The organism is Actinacidiphila yeochonensis CN732 (assembly GCF_000745345.1).
Taxonomy (GTDB): domain Bacteria; phylum Actinomycetota; class Actinomycetes; order Streptomycetales; family Streptomycetaceae; genus Actinacidiphila; species Actinacidiphila yeochonensis.
The window spans coordinates 104,605-121,418 of the sequence record NZ_JQNR01000005.1 but is presented as its reverse complement, the minus strand read 5'-3'; the positions used below and the strand labels follow the sequence as shown (position 1 = coordinate 121,418).

Below are 16,814 nucleotides of genomic sequence, written 5' to 3'. Positions count from 1 at the left end.
CCCGCGGCGCCCGGGCGAGGCGTGAGGGGTGCGGCCGCCGGCGGCGGCATACGGGGTGACGTGGGGCGACGTCCGGCGATGTGCGACGACCGTCCGCCGGTTGTCCGGTGGCGGGGACAGCCGGTGGAGGGTCCGGAGCGGCCGCGAGGGCGTCGCGGCGGCACCGGGGCGGCGGCGTGGCCGCCACCGCGGTGCGGGGCGGACGCGGCCCCCGCCAGGGCGGCGGGGACGGGCCGGTACCGCGCCGGAGCCACCGCCTACGCTGGACGCCATGAGTACGACGGGGGCGCGCGTACCAGGGGACGTGGCGGCGGTGACGGCGGGACGACGGCTCCCGTCCTGGTGGTGGTGGGCGCGGCGGCGCGGATTCCTGCTGGACGCCGCCCTGGCCGCGGTGTCGGCGGTCGAGGCGTCCTTCGAGGGCGCGACCTTCGCCGGCCGGGTCGGAGCCGCGACCTGGCTGGGCGCACTGCTCGGCATGCTGGTCGGCGCGGTACTGCTGCTGCGCAGGCGCTGGCCGATGGCCGTGGTGCTGGTCGGGGTGGCCGTCACCCCGGCACAGACCGGCTACCTGCTCTCGCTCGCGGGCCTGTACACGCTGGCGGCGTCGGAGGTACCGCGGCGGCTCACCTCGGCACTGGCGGGCGTGAGCGGTCTGGGCACGATGCTGGTGGCGTACGTCAACTTCGAGCACAGCCTGCGCCATTCGACCAGCGGCGGCCGGATGTCGCCGCCGCTGGTGCTGATCGTGTCGGTGCTGATGGCGCTCGGTCTCACCGGCCCGCCGGTCCTGCTCGGCCTGTACGTACGGGCCCGGCGGCGGCTGGTGGAGAGCCTGCGGGACCGTGCCGACGGCCTGGAGCGGGAGCTGGAGCTGCTGGCCGAGAAGGCGCTGGAGCGGGCGGAGCGGGCCCGGGCGGCGGAGCGGGCCCGGATCGCCCGCGAGATGCACGACGTCGTCGCCCACCGGGTGAGCCTGATGGTGGTGCACGCCGCGGCCCTGAAGGCGGTGGCCCTGAAGGACCCGCAGAAGGCGTCGGCCGGCGCGGAACTCGTCGGCGACATGGGGCGGCAGGCCCTGGCCGAACTGCGCCAGATGCTCGGGGTGCTGCGCAGCGAGGGCGGCACGGCGGGGGCGGCCGGGGACGGTCCGGCCCTCTCCGGCCCGGCGGACGGCGCCGGGGAGGACGGGCGGGACAGAGCGGACGGGGAGGGCACGGACGCCGGCGCGTACGATGCCGCGTCCCGCGCCGGGGGCTTCCGTGGAAACGCGGCGGGCTCCGGCACCGCACCGTCCGCCGTCGGCGCGACCGCGGCCGCGCCGGCGGCGGACGGGCTGCCCGGGGACGCGCGCGCGGATGGCCGGGGCGCGCCGCGGGCGGAGGTCCCGCCGGGGCCGTCGCTGGCCCAGCTCGGCCAGCTGGTACGGGAGTCGCAGCAGGCGGGGATGGGCGTCGAGCTGGCCGTCGAGGGGGACGAACGGCCCTGCGGGCAGCGCGTCGAGGCCACCGTGTACCGGGTGGTGCAGGAGGCGCTGACCAACGTCCGCAAGCACGCGGCGGGTGCGACGGCCCAGGTCAGGCTCGCCTACCGGGAGGCCGAGGTGGCCGTCCTCATCGTCAACGGGCCGGCTTGCCAGCAGGGGACCGCCCCCGCCGCGCTGCCCGGTGGCGGGCACGGACTGCTCGGCATGCGCGAGCGGGTCACCGCCCACGGCGGCGGCTTCGCCGCGGGGCCCACCCCCGACGGCGGCTTCCGCGTCTCGGCGATGGTTCCGCTCCGCGTGGTCTGAGCCCGGGGAAGGGCGGTCCCGCTGGACGCTGCGTCGGGCACTGCCGGCTGTCGGCGGGCATCGGCGGGTGTCACCGGGCATCGGCGGGCGCTGCCGGGCGGAGGCGCCGGGCACTGCCGGGCCGGGGAGCGGGGCGTGGGCGCGGCCGGGGGCGGGCACCGGGGTGGCCGGGCCGTGTCGGGCCGGGCTACTCGCGGCCGGTGAGCGAGGCGAGCGTCGCCCGGATGTGGGCGAGGTGCGCGCGGACCTGGTCGCGGTGCTCCTCGTGCTCGCGCAGCACCCGTTCGGCCTCGCGCCGTACCCGCTCCTCGTGCCCGCGGGCCGCGGCGATGAGCGCGTCGGCCCGGGCGTCCGCCTCCGCCTGCTGGAGCCGCAGCGCCTCCTCGGCCTCCGCCCGCTCGTGCTGCGCCTCCTCCAGGCGGCGCTCCGCCTCGGTCAGCAGGGCCGTCAGGCGGTTGTCGACCTCGGTCTGCCTCTCGGCCAGCTCCCGCTCCAGGGTCTGGAGGCGCCGCCGCTGCTCCGCGTCGACCGTCGCCACGTCGCGGACGGCCTGCTGCCGGGTGGCTTCGAGCGCGGCGGCGGCCTCACCGCGCACGGCGTCCGCCTCGGCCCGGGCGGCGCCGAGGAGTTGCGCCGCCTGCCCGCAGGCGTCGTCCAGTACCTGCTGCGCCTCGTCCTCGGCGGCGGCGACCCGGGCCGCCGCGGCGGCCCGGGTCTCGTCCTGAAGGGTGCGCCGGGCGGTGTCCGCCGCGTCCCGCGCGTACTGCGCCTCGACCTCGGCCCGTTCCCGGACGGCCGCCGCCTCCTCCTCGACGAGCTGGAGCAGCTCCTGCGCCCCGGGGCCGAGGGAGGTGAGGTCGACCGGCTCCAGCGCCTCGACCTGGCGGCGCAGCTCGGCGCACTCTGCCTCCAGCTCGCCGGCCAGCACCGTGAGGCGGGACGCCCGCTCCCAGGCCGCGTCACGGTCCTCGGACAGCTCGTCCAGGAAGCGGTCCACCTGGTCCGGCCGGTAGCCGCGCCCGCGACCCGAGGTGAACCGTCCCCGTGCGTCCGCCCCCGCCGATGCGGCCGTCCCACTGGTCATGACCACTGCCTCTCGCGCCGTCGAGCCGATCCCTACGTCCTATTTATGTCTTATGAGCGAATTGTACGAGTGTCGACACTCCGACCTCTCTCCTACCCAGGAAACGGCGGTGGGCGGGGTGGACGGGAGGCGAAGAAGGAAGGAACGAAGAGAACGAAGAGAACGAAGAAGACACGGAGGGGAGGAAGGGCGGGCTGCCGCCCGAGGCACCCGAGGCATCTTCACGGGGCGGCACGGTTCTACGGCGGCGGCCGGCTCCACGGGGCGACGCGGTGGAGGCATGGCGGCAGCGCCGCGGGCGGGCAGGCGGCGAGGGCGGCTGCTTCTGCGGGCGGCGTCCCTCGGCTGCCGGGCGGGTCGGGGCTGGGCGAGGGGGCGGAGGGGGAGGAAGGGAGGGGGCCCCGGGTGGTCCTCCACCCGATGTGCCCCGGCCGCGTCCCCCTGTCGGCGGGCGCGGCCGGGGCCGCGACTACAGCAGGCCGTCCCACATCTGCTCGACGAGCACGGACCACCAGTTGTCCGGCGAGGCGATGGCCGCCGGGTCCTGCGCGGCCAACTCGGCCTGGAAGTCGACCGTCCAGCGGCCGGCCTGCTCCGGGGTCAGCCCGATCCGCAGCCGCCACATCCGGCCGAGCAGCGCCAGGCAGCGGGCGAACTCCGGCAGGCTGGAGTTGACGAACTGCGGCGGCGCGGACTGTCCGCCCGGTCCGGCCTCCAGCGGCACGGCCACGATGTGCGCGGTGCCGTACTGCACGCACAGCTGCCGTCCGAAGTCGTTCCCCATCACCAGGTACGAGGCGGCGTCCGGAGCCGCCTGGACCCCGCGCTGCGCGGCGAGTTCGGCGAGCGTCGGCACCGGCTGGCCCGGCTGGGCCTGCGCCCAGAAGAACGGACCGAAGTCCAGCGGCAGCCCCGACCACACCAGGGTCTGCGCCACGATGTCGGGCACGCCCTGGCGCGAGACGGCCCGCTGGTCGAAGCGGACGACACCCTGGGGGCCGAACGCGCCCGCGAGCTCCTGGCCGATCACATCGAGGCCCACCGGCGGCACCCGCGGCACGCTGTGCGGGTCCGGCATCGGAACCCGCTGCGGCTGCGGCCGGGCCGGGGCACCCGCCACCTGGTGCAGCTCTCCCTGATGGGTGAGCAGGTGCTGCACACCCTGGCGGCGGCCGGCGTGGTCACGGCCGTAGGGGGCGGTGTGGCTGACGCGCACCTGCGGCCAGGTCTCCCGGATCATCCGGGCGCAGTAGCCGCCGGGCAGGTCGCAGGACTCCAGTTCGGTGTGGAGCTCCAGCACCTGCTCGGGCCGTACGCCCAGGGAGCGCAGCTCGTGCAGGACCTGCCACTCCGGGTGCGGGGTGCCGGGCGCCGAACGGCGGATGAGCTGCTGCTCGCTGCCGTCCTGGCCGCGGTAGCGGAGCACGGCCATGTAACCGGGGCCGACCGTGGGCACGTTGCCCTGCGGGTAGCCGTACGAGGCCGGCGGGGGCATCACGGGGCCGGTCGGCGGGGTGGGCGGGGCCGGGAACGGCGGTGGGGCGGTGCTCCGGCACCGGTGGGCGGTGTGCCCGGGGCGGCGGGCATGGCCGCGGCGTGGTGCGGGGCGGTCTGCCCGGGAGGCGGGGCGTGCCGACGCCGGGCGGTGGCGGCGGGACGCCCGGGCCCGACTGGGGAAGCGGGCCGCCAGGAGCGGGGGCATACGGCGGCGGCACCTGGCCGTGCGGGTGGCCGGGCGCACCCGGTGCGGCGGGCGCACCCAGGCCCGGAGGCGGCGGCAGGGGCACAGCCGGGCCCGCGGGCGGCGGGTAGGGCGACCCGCCCATGGTGTGCGGCACGCCCGGATGCGGCGGCGCGCTCGGCGGCTGGGCGCCGGACGGCAGGAGCACCTCGGGCAGGTCGGACCCGCTGATCGGGGGGGCGAACACGGTGGCCGGCACCGGCACGGACGGGCTCTCGCCGGAGTCGTTCACCGTCTTGCCGGCCCAGCTGTCGTCGGCCGCGCGGGCGGCAGGCCGCCGGAAGTCGACGCCGGGCTTCGCGTTCGGAGCGGCCTGAGCGGCCTGCGGCGTCTGCGGCGTCTGCGGAAGAACCGGCTGCGGGGCCTGCGGGGGAACGGCCTGTGCGGGAACGGCCCGCTCCGGTGCGGACGCGGTCGGCGGAGCCTCGGCTGTCGCGGACGGAGCCGGGGCGGGGGCCGGGGCCGGGACCGGGGACGGGGCGGCGTCGCGGTGCCGCCGGTAGTCGATGCCGTCGGCCGGCGTTCCGCCGCTCGCGGCGGCCGGCGCCGCCGGTTCCGCGGGCCCCTCCTGCGGGGCGGGCTTCGCCGTGTCGGACGGGGCGGAGGACCGCTGGTCGGGGACACTCCTGCGGTCGGCCGCCTCCTGGAGCCACTGCGGCGGGCTCAGGAAGAAGGAGGTGGCCTCAAGGTCGACGCGCTGGGGTGGCCCGGGTGGCGCTTCCTCGGCCGCCTGACCGTACTTCTCCTCGTAGCGGCGGATGAGCTCGCCTATCGGCAGGCCCGGCCACAAGGTGGCCTCTCCGGTGTCGCGGGCGATGACGACCCGCATGGACCCCGCGTCGGAGGAGGGGCCGTCCTCCCGCTGCTCGGACCACACCACGAAGCCCAGGTCGAACTCGCGCACCCGGACCTCCCGGGCCGCGTACGCCTCGACATCGGTGTTGATCCAGCGCTCGGCGCGCTCCTGCGCCTGTGCGAAGGTGACCATCGGCCGCCTCACCCCTCCACCGGGACGGCGGCGGCGAAGCCGCCGTCCACCATCAGGTTCGCCACCGTCTCCAGCTCGGGCGGGCTGCCGGCCAGGCGGAGCAGGAACGCGTCGAACGACTCGCCGCACGGCAGCAGCAGTTCCGCCACCCGGTCGGCGGGTGTCGCCCGGCGGTCGTCGTCGCGGACGTCGTCGTAGGCGCAGAACCAGACCGAACCCCGCTCCGGCCCGCGGGCCTTGACCGCGAGGAGACCGCCCTGCACGTAGCCGATCGCGAGGTAGTCCTTGGTGAGGTGGTCGCGCAGGCACTTGTTGACGTACACGAGGTCGTTGACCGCGGCGTCCTCGCGGACGGTGAAGAAGGGCTGGTCGACCAGCAGCCCCAACCGGGGGTCGAGCGCGACGCCCTTGGGCGCGCAGCCGCCCGCCGCCTTGAGGAAGGTGCGGTAGGAGTCCGGCAGCCGGTAGCCCAGCTCCTCCTCCACCTCCTGCACCTGGCGCTCGGTGACGGCCACCGGGTCCTTGGGCAGGCCGAAGTGGACCGGGTGGGTCTCCTGGAGGGGGCGGGTGCCGCGCTTGGCGTGGTCGGCGCTGGAGGTGGCGAGGCCGCCGTGGTGCCGCAGCAGCGCCTTCACCTCGACCGGGATCAGCTCCAGCCGGCGTCCGCCGCGCACGTGGTGCCAGGTCCAGCCGTGCGGGGTGGCCACCGGCGGCAGGCTCCCCCACAACTCGTGGCCGGAGGCGTGCAGGGCGGCGTTCGCCGACACGTAGTCCGTCAGCCGCAGCTCGTCCACCCCGAAGCCCTCGGGGGGATCGGCGATCTCCGCCGCCGCGCGGGCGTACGGGGAGAAGTCGGGGTAGCCGTCCTCGTCCACCCACACGCCGCGGGGATGGCGGGCGGCGCGCACCGGGTCGGGGAAGTGCACGACCTGTCCGGCGTAGGCGGCGTTGGGCGGCACGGGATGCCCCGAGGCCGCGGGTCCCGGAGGTGCTCCCAACCCCTGCGGGCCTGTCGTCATGGCGGTTGCCCCCTGCTGCGTGCGAGCTGACGAACCACAGCCTAGGGGGTCCGGCACGGCTCAAGAACGGCCCGGTCCGACCCTGTGGACAACCCGTGCGCACCCGTCGCGGTCCCGGCCGGGCGGGGGGCCTCGGGGCCGCCCGGATGGCGACGGTTCGTCAGCGCGACTCCTGCTCGCGCAGCTTCGCGCTCTGCTTCAACGGGATCGCGGGACGCAGCACGGCGGTCCTGTGGTCGGCGCGCACCGTCTCGTACGCGGCGGTGCTGTCGCCGACCCTCACCACCGTGACCAGCACCGTGCCCTGGGCGCCCAGCGCCGGGTCGGTGACGGAGTACGACACCTGCTGGTCGCCCAGCGGCGCGCCGGACGCCGGGTGCGCGACGACGGTGAAGTGGGTGGTGGTGCCGTTGCGTACCGTCGTGTAGCCGTGGCAGGCGCGCAGCGCCGAGGTGAGGGCGTCGAGCACCTGGCGGGCCTCGCCGGGCTTGTAGGTGGCCAGGACCTCCAGGGTGATCTCCTTGGCGTTGGGGTCCGTCGCCGCGGTGTCGGTGAGGACGCCGCCTGTGTAGACCTGCGGGGTGTGGCGGGACGGTTTGGTGCTCCACTGGTCGGCCATCGGCTGGCACTCGGCCTTGTCGGCCTTCTGCGCGTCGCCGAGCAACTGGTTGGAGGCGGTGGAGGGGACCGCCTTCACCTGCGGCACGTCCTTGGAGCCCAGCATCGCGTGGACCAGCCGCTGGGCCGGGGTGTCCGGCTTCTTGGCGCCGCAGGCCGCGGTCAGCGCCAGGGCCGGCAGCAGGACCAGGGACGTGGCCAACGCTCCCCGGTTACCGGCGAGTAGGCGGCTGCCTGCACGTATCCGCATCTGTACGCACCCCTGTTGTCCGTGAGCGGGCCCGGCCCGGCGGACGTCCGGCGCCTGTCGGGCCGCTCCTGACGCGGCGCGGCCCGTACGGCCCACGCGGACGGCCGCCCGTTGCCGCGCGACTCTACGGCACCCGTGGGGCGGTGGGGCCCGGTCCGCCTCCTGCGGCGCACCGCGCACAGGACCGGTCCCGCGCCGCGCCGTCCGTGGCGGGCGGCCGTCCGGGCCACCCCGGCCCGGTACGTCGTCGCCGGTGACCAGGGCCCTGGGGCCGGTTGAAGCCGTCGTCCTTGCGGGGCTCCCGACCACCGGTGCCTCTGCCGGTGCCTTCCGGTGCCTCCTCCTGTGCCCCTTCTCCTGTGCCCCTTCCGGCCGAACGCCGGTCCCCAGGAGGCGCCGTCCGGTGCTTGGCGCCCCGCCCCCGGCAGCCGGTGCGTGGCCGGAACCGTTCTACCGGAGTGCGTACACCTGTGCGCTCAGCGTGTCCATGTGTACGTCTGGCCGTCACAGGACGGTGACAAGGCCCACACACAGGGCCCGCCGCGCCGCGTCCCGCTTCCCCATCCGACGCCGGGTTTGGCAATCTGATCCGGCATGACGGGGGAGTGACCGCCGGCCTCGGCGGACGGAGGGACGATCAGGAGAGATGACAACTCACCTACAGAGGGCGGGCGCCTCGGACCCGCGCCTGAGCTGGAGCGCGGTCGCCGACCCGCTCGGGCCACCGGTGCTGCGCCACCGCAGGGACGGCATCCTGCCCGCGGTGGCCGCCGCCCTGTCCGTCCGTGACGAGGTGCTCACCTGCACGGGTGCCAAGGGCGAGCAACCGCCCGTCCTGCACGCCATCGTCCAGGAGTTCCTGGACGCGCTCCCGGTGGGCCAGCGCGAGCGGTTCGCCGGGCGCTGTCCGGAACCGGTTCTGCTCTCGCGCCACCTGGCCGCGGTGGAGGCGACGCGCGGCAAGCGCGCCTCCCGCCGGCCGCTCACCCAGAGCGAGGCCCGCAAGGCGCTGCGCGGGGCCAGGCTGACCGCCCGGCGGATACGCGAGGACGGCGACCCCGCGCACGGCTCCTACGCGCCGCCCTGCCGCTCCTGCGCCTCACTGCTCGCGCACTTCGGGGTGCGTCCGTTCGACCCGGGCACGGAGCGCGCGTGAGCGCGGGGATGGCGGCGAGCACACGGTTCCCCGCCGGTGTCGACGCGGCCCTGCGGGAGGCCGGCTGGCGGCCCGGCCGCTGGGACATCAAGCTGGCCGAGGAGTGGGCGGACGGGCTGCGCGCCCATGTCTCGCCCGGTGGCCACCGGCACGCGGTGTTCCCCGCGGCGGTCGAGGCGTGGGCGGAGTTCGGCGGCCTGGAGATCCCGCCGGCCACCGGGCCGGGGCGGCTGGTCGCCCCCGGCGGGGTGGTGGTCGATCCGCTGCGCGGTCTGCATCTGGCGCGCACGTTCGGCGACCTGGGGCGCGCCCTGGAGACCGAGATCAGCCCGCTGGGTGAGGAGCCCGGCACCGGGGCGCTGCTCGCCATCGACGCCGAGGGCCGCGTCTACGCCGTCGACCACACCGGCGACTGGTACGCCGGCTCGGACATCGACCACGCCCTGACGGTCCTGGTCGGCGGCGGCCGGATGGTGCGGCTCACCCTCGGCTGAGACCACGGCGCCCGGGTGTGCCGACCTCGACTCCCTCTGCGGCCCCTCGCGCCCGCGGGCCCCGGGCCGACGGCCCCTGAGGTCTCGGTGACGGCCCCTCAGGGGCCCGTGAAGGCCCCGGTGCCGCAGCCGGCCGCTGCCGTGAAGACCCCAGCGCAGCCGGTGGCCCGGCGGGCCAGGGGCGCCGGATCCAGGCCGACCGACGTGTCGATCCTTCTCCGGCCCGGGCGGTCGACCCGCCTGGAGGCCGCCCTCGACGCCGGTGTCGCCGTCCTGCGGTCCCGCGCCTGACGGGCTGTCGGCGGCGGGTCGCCCCGCCGCCCCCCTACGCCGTCCGGACGACCCGGCGCCGATCCCTCCACGGCAGCCGCGCGCTCCCCCGAGTACGCCCCTGACGTGTGGCTCCGCCCGGCCTCACGGACCCCTAAGGGGCGCCACCCACTTTCGTCATGCCCCGGTTCGTACCGGCGGATGACGTTCGGTCGCCGCGCCGAACCTACGGTCGTGTGGTGGGACAGGCGTCACGTCGGAGGGTGGGGAAAACCCCCCTCGAAGACGGAGAACGCCCCCATCGTCCGGCAGCCGCCGGACCGGCAGGCTGATGAGCACGCAGGCAGGCCGGCACGGCACGCGGGCCCGCACCGAAGCGCCGCAGGGCGCGCCAGCACTGACACGACCACTGACACCACCACAACGGGAGACGAAGTGACGACGGCTATGACGGTTCCCACAGCCGGGGGCAGCGGAGAACGTTCGGCCGTAGCCGCAGCCGGCCGCTCGGTGACCAAGGCGTACGGCGCCGGCGAGACGCGGGTGGTCGCGCTCGACGCGGTGGACGTCGACATCGTCCGCGGCCGGTTCACCGCGATCATGGGCCCCTCGGGGTCCGGCAAGTCCACGCTGATGCACTGCCTGGCAGGGCTCGACACCGTCACCGAGGGCTCCATCTGGATCGGCGGGACAATGATCACCGGGCTGAAGGAGAAGAGGCTGACCCGGTTGCGCCGGGACAAGATCGGCTTCATCTTCCAGTCCTTCAACCTGCTCCCGACGCTCAACGCGGCGGAGAACATCACGCTGCCCATGGACATCGCCGGCCGGAGGGTCGACCGGGACTGGATGGACCGGGTGGTGGAGACCGTCGGCCTCGGCGGCCGGCTCAAGCACCGTCCCAGCCAGCTCTCCGGCGGCCAGCAGCAGCGGGTGGCCGTCGCCCGGGCGCTGGCCGCCCGGCCCGAGATCATCTTCGGCGACGAGCCGACCGGCAACCTCGACTCGCGGGCCGGCGCCGAGGTGCTGGGCTTCCTGCGCCGCTCGGTGGACGAACTCGGCCAGACCATCGTCATGGTCACCCACGACCCGGTCGCCGCCTCCTACGCGGACCGCGTGCTGTACCTCGCCGACGGCCGGATCGTCGACGACATGGCCGACCCCACGGCCGCGACCGTCCTGGAGCGCATGAAGTCCTTCGACGGCCGCGGGAGGACCTCGTGACCGTCCTCAGGACCTCGGTGCGCAACTTCTTCGCGCACAAGGGCCGCATGGCCCTGTCGGGCGTCGCCGTCCTGCTGTCCGTCGGCTTCATCTGCGGCACCCTGGTGTTCACCGACACCATGACCTCGACCTTCGACCGGCTCTTCGGCTCCACCGCCTCCGACGTGACGGTGAGCGCCAAGGAGGTCAAGGACCGCCAGGCCACCGGTCTGCCGCAGACCGTGCCGGCCTCGCTCCAGCACCGGCTGGCCCGGGTCGGCGACGTCGCCGCCTCGGTGCCGGACGTCACCAGCGAGGACGTCACCGTCGCCGACGCGCACAACGACAGCATCGGCGCCTCCACGGGCGCGCCGACCATCGTCAGCAACTGGGACTCCACGGAGACCAAGGCGGTGCGCCTGTCCTCCGGCCACCTGCCGCAGGGGCCCGCCGACGCGGTCGTCGACGCCGACACCGCCAAGGCCAAGCACCTCAGGATCGGCGACACGCTGCGGGTCATCGCGGAGCCGGGCGACTTCCGGGTCACCCTCACCGGCATCGTCACCTTCAGGTCCACCAACCCCGGCGCGGCCGTCGTCTACATCGACACGACCACCGCGCAGCGCCGGCTGCTGGGCACCACCGACGCCTACACCGGCTACGGCCTGACCGCCGCCAAGGGGGTGACGGACCGGCAGCTCAAGGAGAACGTCACGGCGGCCGTCGGCCACGGCTACACCGTGGACACGGCGGCCGAGACCACCAAGAAGGACAAGGACGAGGTCGGCTTCCTCGGCTTCCTGAAGTACGCGATGCTCGGCTTCGCGGGGATCGCCGTCCTGGTGGGCGTCTTCCTGATCGTCAACACCTTCTCCATGCTGGTCGCCCAGCGCACCCGGGAGATCGGCCTGATGCGGGCGCTGGGCGCCAGCCGCCGCCAGGTCAACCGCTCGGTGCTGATCGAGGCGGTCATGCTCGGCACGGTCGGCTCGGTCGCCGGCATCGGCGGCGGCATCGGACTGGCCGTCGGCCTGATGAAGCTCATGGGCAAGGCCGGCATGCACCTGGACGCCTCCCAGCTGACCGTCAAGGCGACCACCCCGGTGGTCGGTCTGGCCGTCGGCGTGCTGGTCACCGTCCTGTCGGCCTACATCCCCGCCCGGCGGGCCGGGAGGATCTCCCCGATGGCCGCGCTGCGCGACGCCGGCACCACCGCCGACGGCCGCACGGGCCTGGTCCGCACCGTGCTGGGCGTACTGGTCTGCGCCGCCGGCGCGGCGGCGCTGGTGGGCGCCGCCCAGGCGGACCGGGCGTCCTCGGGCGGCAGCCTGCTGGGCCTGGGCGTCCTGCTCACCCTGGTCGGCTTCGTGATCGTCGGCCCGCTGCTGGCGAGGGTGGTGGTCCGCGCGGTCAGCGCGGTCAGCCTGCGGTTCTTCGGGCCGATGGGCCGGCTCGCCGAGCGCAACGCCCTGCGCAACCCCCGCCGGACCGGTGCGACCGCCTCCGCGCTGATGATCGGACTGGCGCTGGTGGCCGGTATGTCGGTGGTCGGCTCGTCCATGGTGGCCTCCGCCAGCGACCAGCTCGACAAGTCCGTCGGCGCCGACTTCATCATCCAGACCGGCAGCAGCGGGAGCATGCCGCTCACCCCGGCCGCGGAGAAGGCCGTCAAGTCCGCCAAGGACATCGCCCACTTCACCGACTACACGATCGTCAACACGGTCATCACCACCCCGTCCGGCAAGCAGGTCAAGGACGACATCAGCGCCGCCCAGGCCACCTACGCCGACGACGTGCGGCTGGACACCACCGCCGGCAAGCTGTCGGACGCCTACGGCAGGGACGCGATGTCCGTGCCGCAGAAGTTCGCCGAGGACAACCACCTGAAGCTCGGCGACCGGCTCAAGGTCGCGTTCGTCGGCGGCCGTACGGCCTCGCTGCGGCTCGCCGCGATCACCAGCGACGACTCCACCATCGAGAACGGCACCCTGTTCACCGACATCGACACGGCCCGCCGCTACCTGCCCGCCACGGCGATGCCGCACGACTTCATGGTCTTCGGCGTCGCCGTCCACGGCAAGGAGAAGGAGGCGTACGCCTCCCTCAAGGCGGTCACCCACGACTACCCGCAGATCGACGTCCGCGACCAGGCCGACTACAAGAGCCTGATCAAGGGCGAGGTCGACCAGCTGCTCTACATGATCTACGCGCTGCTGGCGCTGGCGATCATCGTGGCGGTGCTCGGCGTGGTCAACACCCTGGCGCTGTCGGTGGTCGAGCGGACCCGGGAGATCGGCCTGATGCGGGCCATCGGCACCTCCCGCCGCCAGATGCGCCGGATGATCCGGCTGGAGTCGGTGGTCATCGCCCTCTTCGGCGCGCTGGTCGGCCTGGGGCTCGGCCTGAGCTGGGGCTCCACCGCCCAGCACGTGCTGGCCTCCTCGGGCCTGGGCATCCTGCGCATACCGTGGACGACGATCGCCACCGTCTTCGTCGCCTCCGCCGTGGTGGGCCTGCTGGCCGCCGTCCTGCCGGCCTTCCGGGCGGCACGGATGAACGTCCTCAACGCGATCGCCACGGACTGACAGCCCGGACACGGTGTCCGCGCACAGCGAAGGCGCCCGGCCGGTTCCCCGGCCGGGCGCCTTCGTGCCCGCTTCCCTGAGCGCGTCCCCGCCTGGCCTCCCTAGGACGCCAGGCGGGAACGTGCTCTATAGGTCGGGCGGGAACAGGCCCCTATAGGTCAGGCGGTGTAGTACCCCGTGATGTCAGCCAGCAGGTTGACGCTCGTCGCCGAGTTGTAGAACGCCACCGACCCGTCCACCACCGGGACCACCACCAGGTTCGGGATGGTCTGCTTGGCCGGGAAGTTGAGGTTCGAGGTGTTCGGGCGCGTGGTGCCGTCCGGGTAGACGATCACGTAGCCGCCCGTCGTCGGACCGACGGCGGTGACGTTCATGACCACGGCCGTCACCCCGCTCGCGGGCAGGCCGCCGTGCCCGGCCACCTTCAGGGTGACGGTCTTCCCCGCGGCCACGGCGCCCTTGAGGCCGCCGGTGCCGTTGCGGGTGTCCATGATCCGGGTCGGGCCGGTGGAGTGGAACACCGAGCCGGTGGCCGCGTAGTAGCCGGTGACGTCGGCGAGCACGTCGACGCTGCCGGCGGAGTTGTAGAAGTCCACCTTGCCGTCGACGACCGGCACCACGACGAGGTTCGGGATCGTGGTGCCCGACACGAAGTTGATGCTGGAGGTGGCGGGACGGGCGCTGCCGTCCGGGTAGACGGACAGGTAGCCGCCCGTGGTCGGCCGGACCGCGGTGACGTTCATGACCACGGCCTTCACCCCGCTCGCGGGGATGCCGGTGCTGCCGCCGGTGACCTGGAGCGCCACCGACGTGCCCGCGCGCACCGGTGCCTTGGCGACGCCGGTGCCGTTGCGGGTGTCCATGATCCGGGTCGGGCCGACCGGGTCGAACCTCGACCCCGCGTCCGACGCGGTGTAGTAGCCGACCACGTCCGCGAGCAGGTTGACGCTGCCGAGCGCGTTGCGCAGGTCCACCTTGCCGTCGGTGACCGGGACGACCACCAGGTTGGCGATGGTGCGCCCGGCCGGGAAGTTGAGGTTCGAGGTGATCGGGGCGGGCGAGCCGTCCGGGTAGACGTCCACGTGGCCGGCGGCCGTCGGGCCGACCGCGGTGACGTTCATGACGACGCCGGTGACCCCGCTGGACGGCACGCCGCCCTTGCCGGCGACCTGGAGCACGACCGACTTGCCCGCGCCCACCGCCGCCTTGGCGACGCCGGTGCCGTTGCGGGTATCCATGATGCGCGTGGGGCCGACCGGGGTGAACGTGCCCGCCGGCGGTACCGCCGCGCTGCCCACCGTCACGTCAGCGGCCTTGACGAAGCCGAGCCGGTGGTTGTACCGGATCGGGTAGTAGACGGTGGTGCCCACCACCCGGGTCTGGTCGCCCGGGGCGCTCTGGTCGATGTTCTTCGCGTAGTAGTAGTCCGAGGTCACCGGGTCGTCGGCGACGTAGGACTGGCCGGCCGGGATGGTGTAGCCCAGGGGCGCCACCACCTGGGTGTCCTCGGTGGCCACGTCGGCGATCACCGACGGGTAGGCCGAGGCCTCCGGGTAGGCCCGCCCGTACACCTGTACCGCGCTGCCGCCGGCCGGGGTGACGACGTGGCGCGCGGTGTTGCCGTTGGCCACCGCGTTGACGCCGCCCGGGTTGTAGAACCAGGCCTTCTGCCCGCCGTACCAGATCGCCGTCCAGTCACCCTGGACGCCGGCCACGACGAAGCTCTCCCCGGCGACCGCCTTGTCGGTGACGTCAGCGGCCTGCGTACTGCCGTTGGCGACCTTCAGCCCGGCCATCACCGAGTCCCCGATCAGCGCCGCCGTGGCGGACGGGGACGTGCGCAGGTAGACGAAGCTGGCCGGCTGCGCCGAGCAGGTGCCGCTGGAGCAGCCGGTGAGGGCCGGCTCGTTGGCGGAGGTGAACGGCGGGTCGATGGTGACCTCGCCGCCGACGATCGGGGTGCCCCCGCCACCCGGCGTGGCGCCGAGCAGGTCCATGTAGTGCGACCAGTTCCAGAACGGCCCCGGGTCCCAGTGCATCGCGGTCAGCTGCGCGGTCTGCGGCGACGGCACGTCGTCGTGGCCGATGATGTGCTGCCGGTCCAGCGGCACGTTGAACTTCGCCGCCAGGTAGCGGACCAGCGCGGCCGAGGACTCGTACATCGACTCGCTGTACCAGGACGCCCCGTCCACGGCGACGCCCTCGTGCTCGATGCCGATCGAGTGGGCGTTGACGTAGTAGTTCCCCGCGTGCCAGGCCACGTTCTTGGTCTGCACGAGCTGGGTGACCAGCCCGTCGGAGGAGCGCACGATGTAGTGCGGGGTGGCCAGCTTCGTCGGGTCCTGGAACAGCGCGAGCGAGCCGCTGTAGCTGCCCTCGGTGTCGTGGATGACGATGTACTTGATCGCGTCGCCGTCGGCCGGCCGGTTCGCGATGTCGTAGTTCCCGTACTTCGACTTGTCGGTGGCGCTGTTCTGCTTGTACGCGGCCGGAACGAAGTTGCAGGTCAGGCCGGACGGGCACTCCGGGGCCGGGGTGGCCGCCGGGGTGGCGGCGGTGCCGCCCGCCGCGGTCTCCGCCTGCGCCTCGGCCGTAGCCGAGGGCAGCTTCAGCTCCTCGACGGTGGCGGTCTGCGGCACCACCGCCGGCTCGGCGGCCAGGGTGACCTGCTGGCCGTCGTCCGTGACGCGGGCGGCGCCCGCCTTCAGGGTGGCGTACACCCGGTCGGCGTACTGCGCGGCGCCCTGCGCGTCCGTGGACTGGCTGAAGCGGGCCACCGCCGCGTACCAGGCACCGGGGTCGGCCGGCAGGGAGCCGGCGAGCTGCTTCTCGTAGCGCGCCAGGAGCGCCGCCCCGCCGCGCACACTCTGCGCGGCGTCGCCGCGCAACTGCGCCTGCGAGCGGCCAATGAGCTCGGCGGCGGCGTCCAGGGTGCGGTAGGCGGCCGTGTCGCCGGTGCCCCCGGTGCTCGTGCTCCCGGCCTTGGCGGCCCTGGCGGCGGTGCCCGTGGAGGTGCCGCCCAGGCCCCGCTCGTCGGTCTCGGGGGCGGCCGCGGCCAGGGCCGCCGCGTCCACGTGGGTCAGGCCCATCACGTTGTAGTTGCCGGTCGTGCTCGGCTTCCCGCCGTGGGTGTCCCACAGCGACTGGTGGTACGCCACCGCCAGCAGCACGCCCTCGGGCACGTGGAACTCCTTCGCGGCCGCCGCGAAGTCCTGCTGGAGCGCCTGGTGGGCGTCCGCTCCGCTCTCCGCCCGGCCGGCGGCTCCGCCGCCCCCGGCAGGCGCCGCCTGCGCGACACCGCCCAGGGACAGCGCCCCCGCCGCGACCGCGGCCACCGCGGCCGCCCACCTCCGGTGGGTTCCCGCGTGCTCCGGGACTCTTCGCCTGCTGTGCAATGCCCCTCCCCGCTCTTCAGTTGCTCTTCGGTTGGTCTTCAGTTGCTCTTCGGTTGGTCTTCGGTTGGTCTTCGGCTGTTTTTCGGTTCGACCGATGTTCTTCGGTTCGACACAGTGCCGTTCCGTTTCTGTCATCGACACGTTCCGGCTCCCGCCCGCGGTTCCACGTGCCGGCCGACAGGATCCGGGCAGCCCGACAGCCACGGCGCGCCCCGCCGG

At 74.5% G+C, this 16,814-nt stretch carries 9 protein-coding genes and 1 pseudogene; 5 read left to right on the top strand and 5 right to left on the bottom strand.

The window, feature by feature from the left end; translation table 11 throughout:
- The first annotated feature begins 271 nt into the window (after nucleotides 1-271).
- Nucleotides 272-1,792, top strand: a complete 1,521-nt coding sequence (locus BS72_RS12680; RefSeq protein ID WP_037910437.1) for a sensor histidine kinase — start codon at nucleotides 272-274, stop codon at nucleotides 1,790-1,792.
- 187 nt (nucleotides 1,793-1,979) lie between these two features.
- On the opposite strand, the gene BS72_RS12675 is transcribed toward BS72_RS12680, so the two are convergent.
- The 4 genes and pseudogenes from BS72_RS12675 to BS72_RS12655 form a co-directional block, all read right to left on the bottom strand.
- A complete protein-coding gene (locus BS72_RS12675) occupies nucleotides 1,980-2,876 on the bottom strand; it encodes a DivIVA domain-containing protein (protein WP_078901797.1) in 897 nt (298 codons plus the stop codon).
- A gap of 469 nt (nucleotides 2,877-3,345) precedes the next feature.
- A pseudogene (locus BS72_RS39890) lies at nucleotides 3,346-5,605 on the bottom strand (SUKH-4 family immunity protein).
- Nucleotides 5,606-5,613: 8 nt separating this feature from the next.
- On the bottom strand, nucleotides 5,614-6,624 hold the full coding sequence (locus BS72_RS12660) for an SMI1/KNR4 family protein (protein WP_078901311.1): 1,011 nt from the start codon (nucleotides 6,622-6,624) through the stop codon (nucleotides 5,614-5,616).
- Between the two features lie 160 nt (nucleotides 6,625-6,784).
- Complete coding sequence (locus BS72_RS12655) at nucleotides 6,785-7,444, bottom strand: sensor domain-containing protein (protein WP_037910429.1); 660 nt, start codon at nucleotides 7,442-7,444, stop codon at nucleotides 6,785-6,787.
- Between the two features lie 694 nt (nucleotides 7,445-8,138).
- Here BS72_RS12655 and BS72_RS12650 point away from each other — a divergent pair.
- The 4 genes from BS72_RS12650 to BS72_RS12630 all read left to right on the top strand — a co-directional run bounded on the left by BS72_RS12650 (nucleotide 8,139) and on the right by BS72_RS12630 (nucleotide 13,200).
- A complete protein-coding gene (locus BS72_RS12650; RefSeq protein ID WP_037910426.1) occupies nucleotides 8,139-8,648 on the top strand; it encodes a YwqJ-related putative deaminase in 510 nt (169 codons plus the stop codon).
- Nucleotides 8,649-8,656: 8 nt separating this feature from the next.
- The gene (locus tag BS72_RS12645; protein WP_037915496.1) at nucleotides 8,657-9,142 is read left to right on the top strand and encodes an SUKH-3 domain-containing protein; all 486 of its coding nucleotides are present in this window, start codon (nucleotides 8,657-8,659) and stop codon (nucleotides 9,140-9,142) included.
- A 717-nt stretch (nucleotides 9,143-9,859) separates the two neighbouring features.
- A complete protein-coding gene (locus BS72_RS12635) occupies nucleotides 9,860-10,636 on the top strand; it encodes an ABC transporter ATP-binding protein (protein ID WP_037910417.1) in 777 nt (258 codons plus the stop codon).
- Nucleotides 10,633-13,200 (top strand): ABC transporter permease, encoded by a 2,568-nt coding sequence (locus BS72_RS12630; protein ID WP_037910414.1) that lies wholly within the window; start codon nucleotides 10,633-10,635, stop codon nucleotides 13,198-13,200. The genes BS72_RS12635 and BS72_RS12630 overlap by 4 nt, the downstream gene beginning before the upstream one ends.
- A 158-nt stretch (nucleotides 13,201-13,358) precedes the next feature.
- Here the strand turns inward: BS72_RS12630 and BS72_RS12625 are convergent, their stop codons facing one another.
- A complete protein-coding gene (locus BS72_RS12625) occupies nucleotides 13,359-16,535 on the bottom strand; it encodes an N-acetylmuramoyl-L-alanine amidase (protein WP_051951052.1) in 3,177 nt (1,058 codons plus the stop codon).
- Nucleotides 16,536-16,814: the final 279 nt, after the last annotated feature.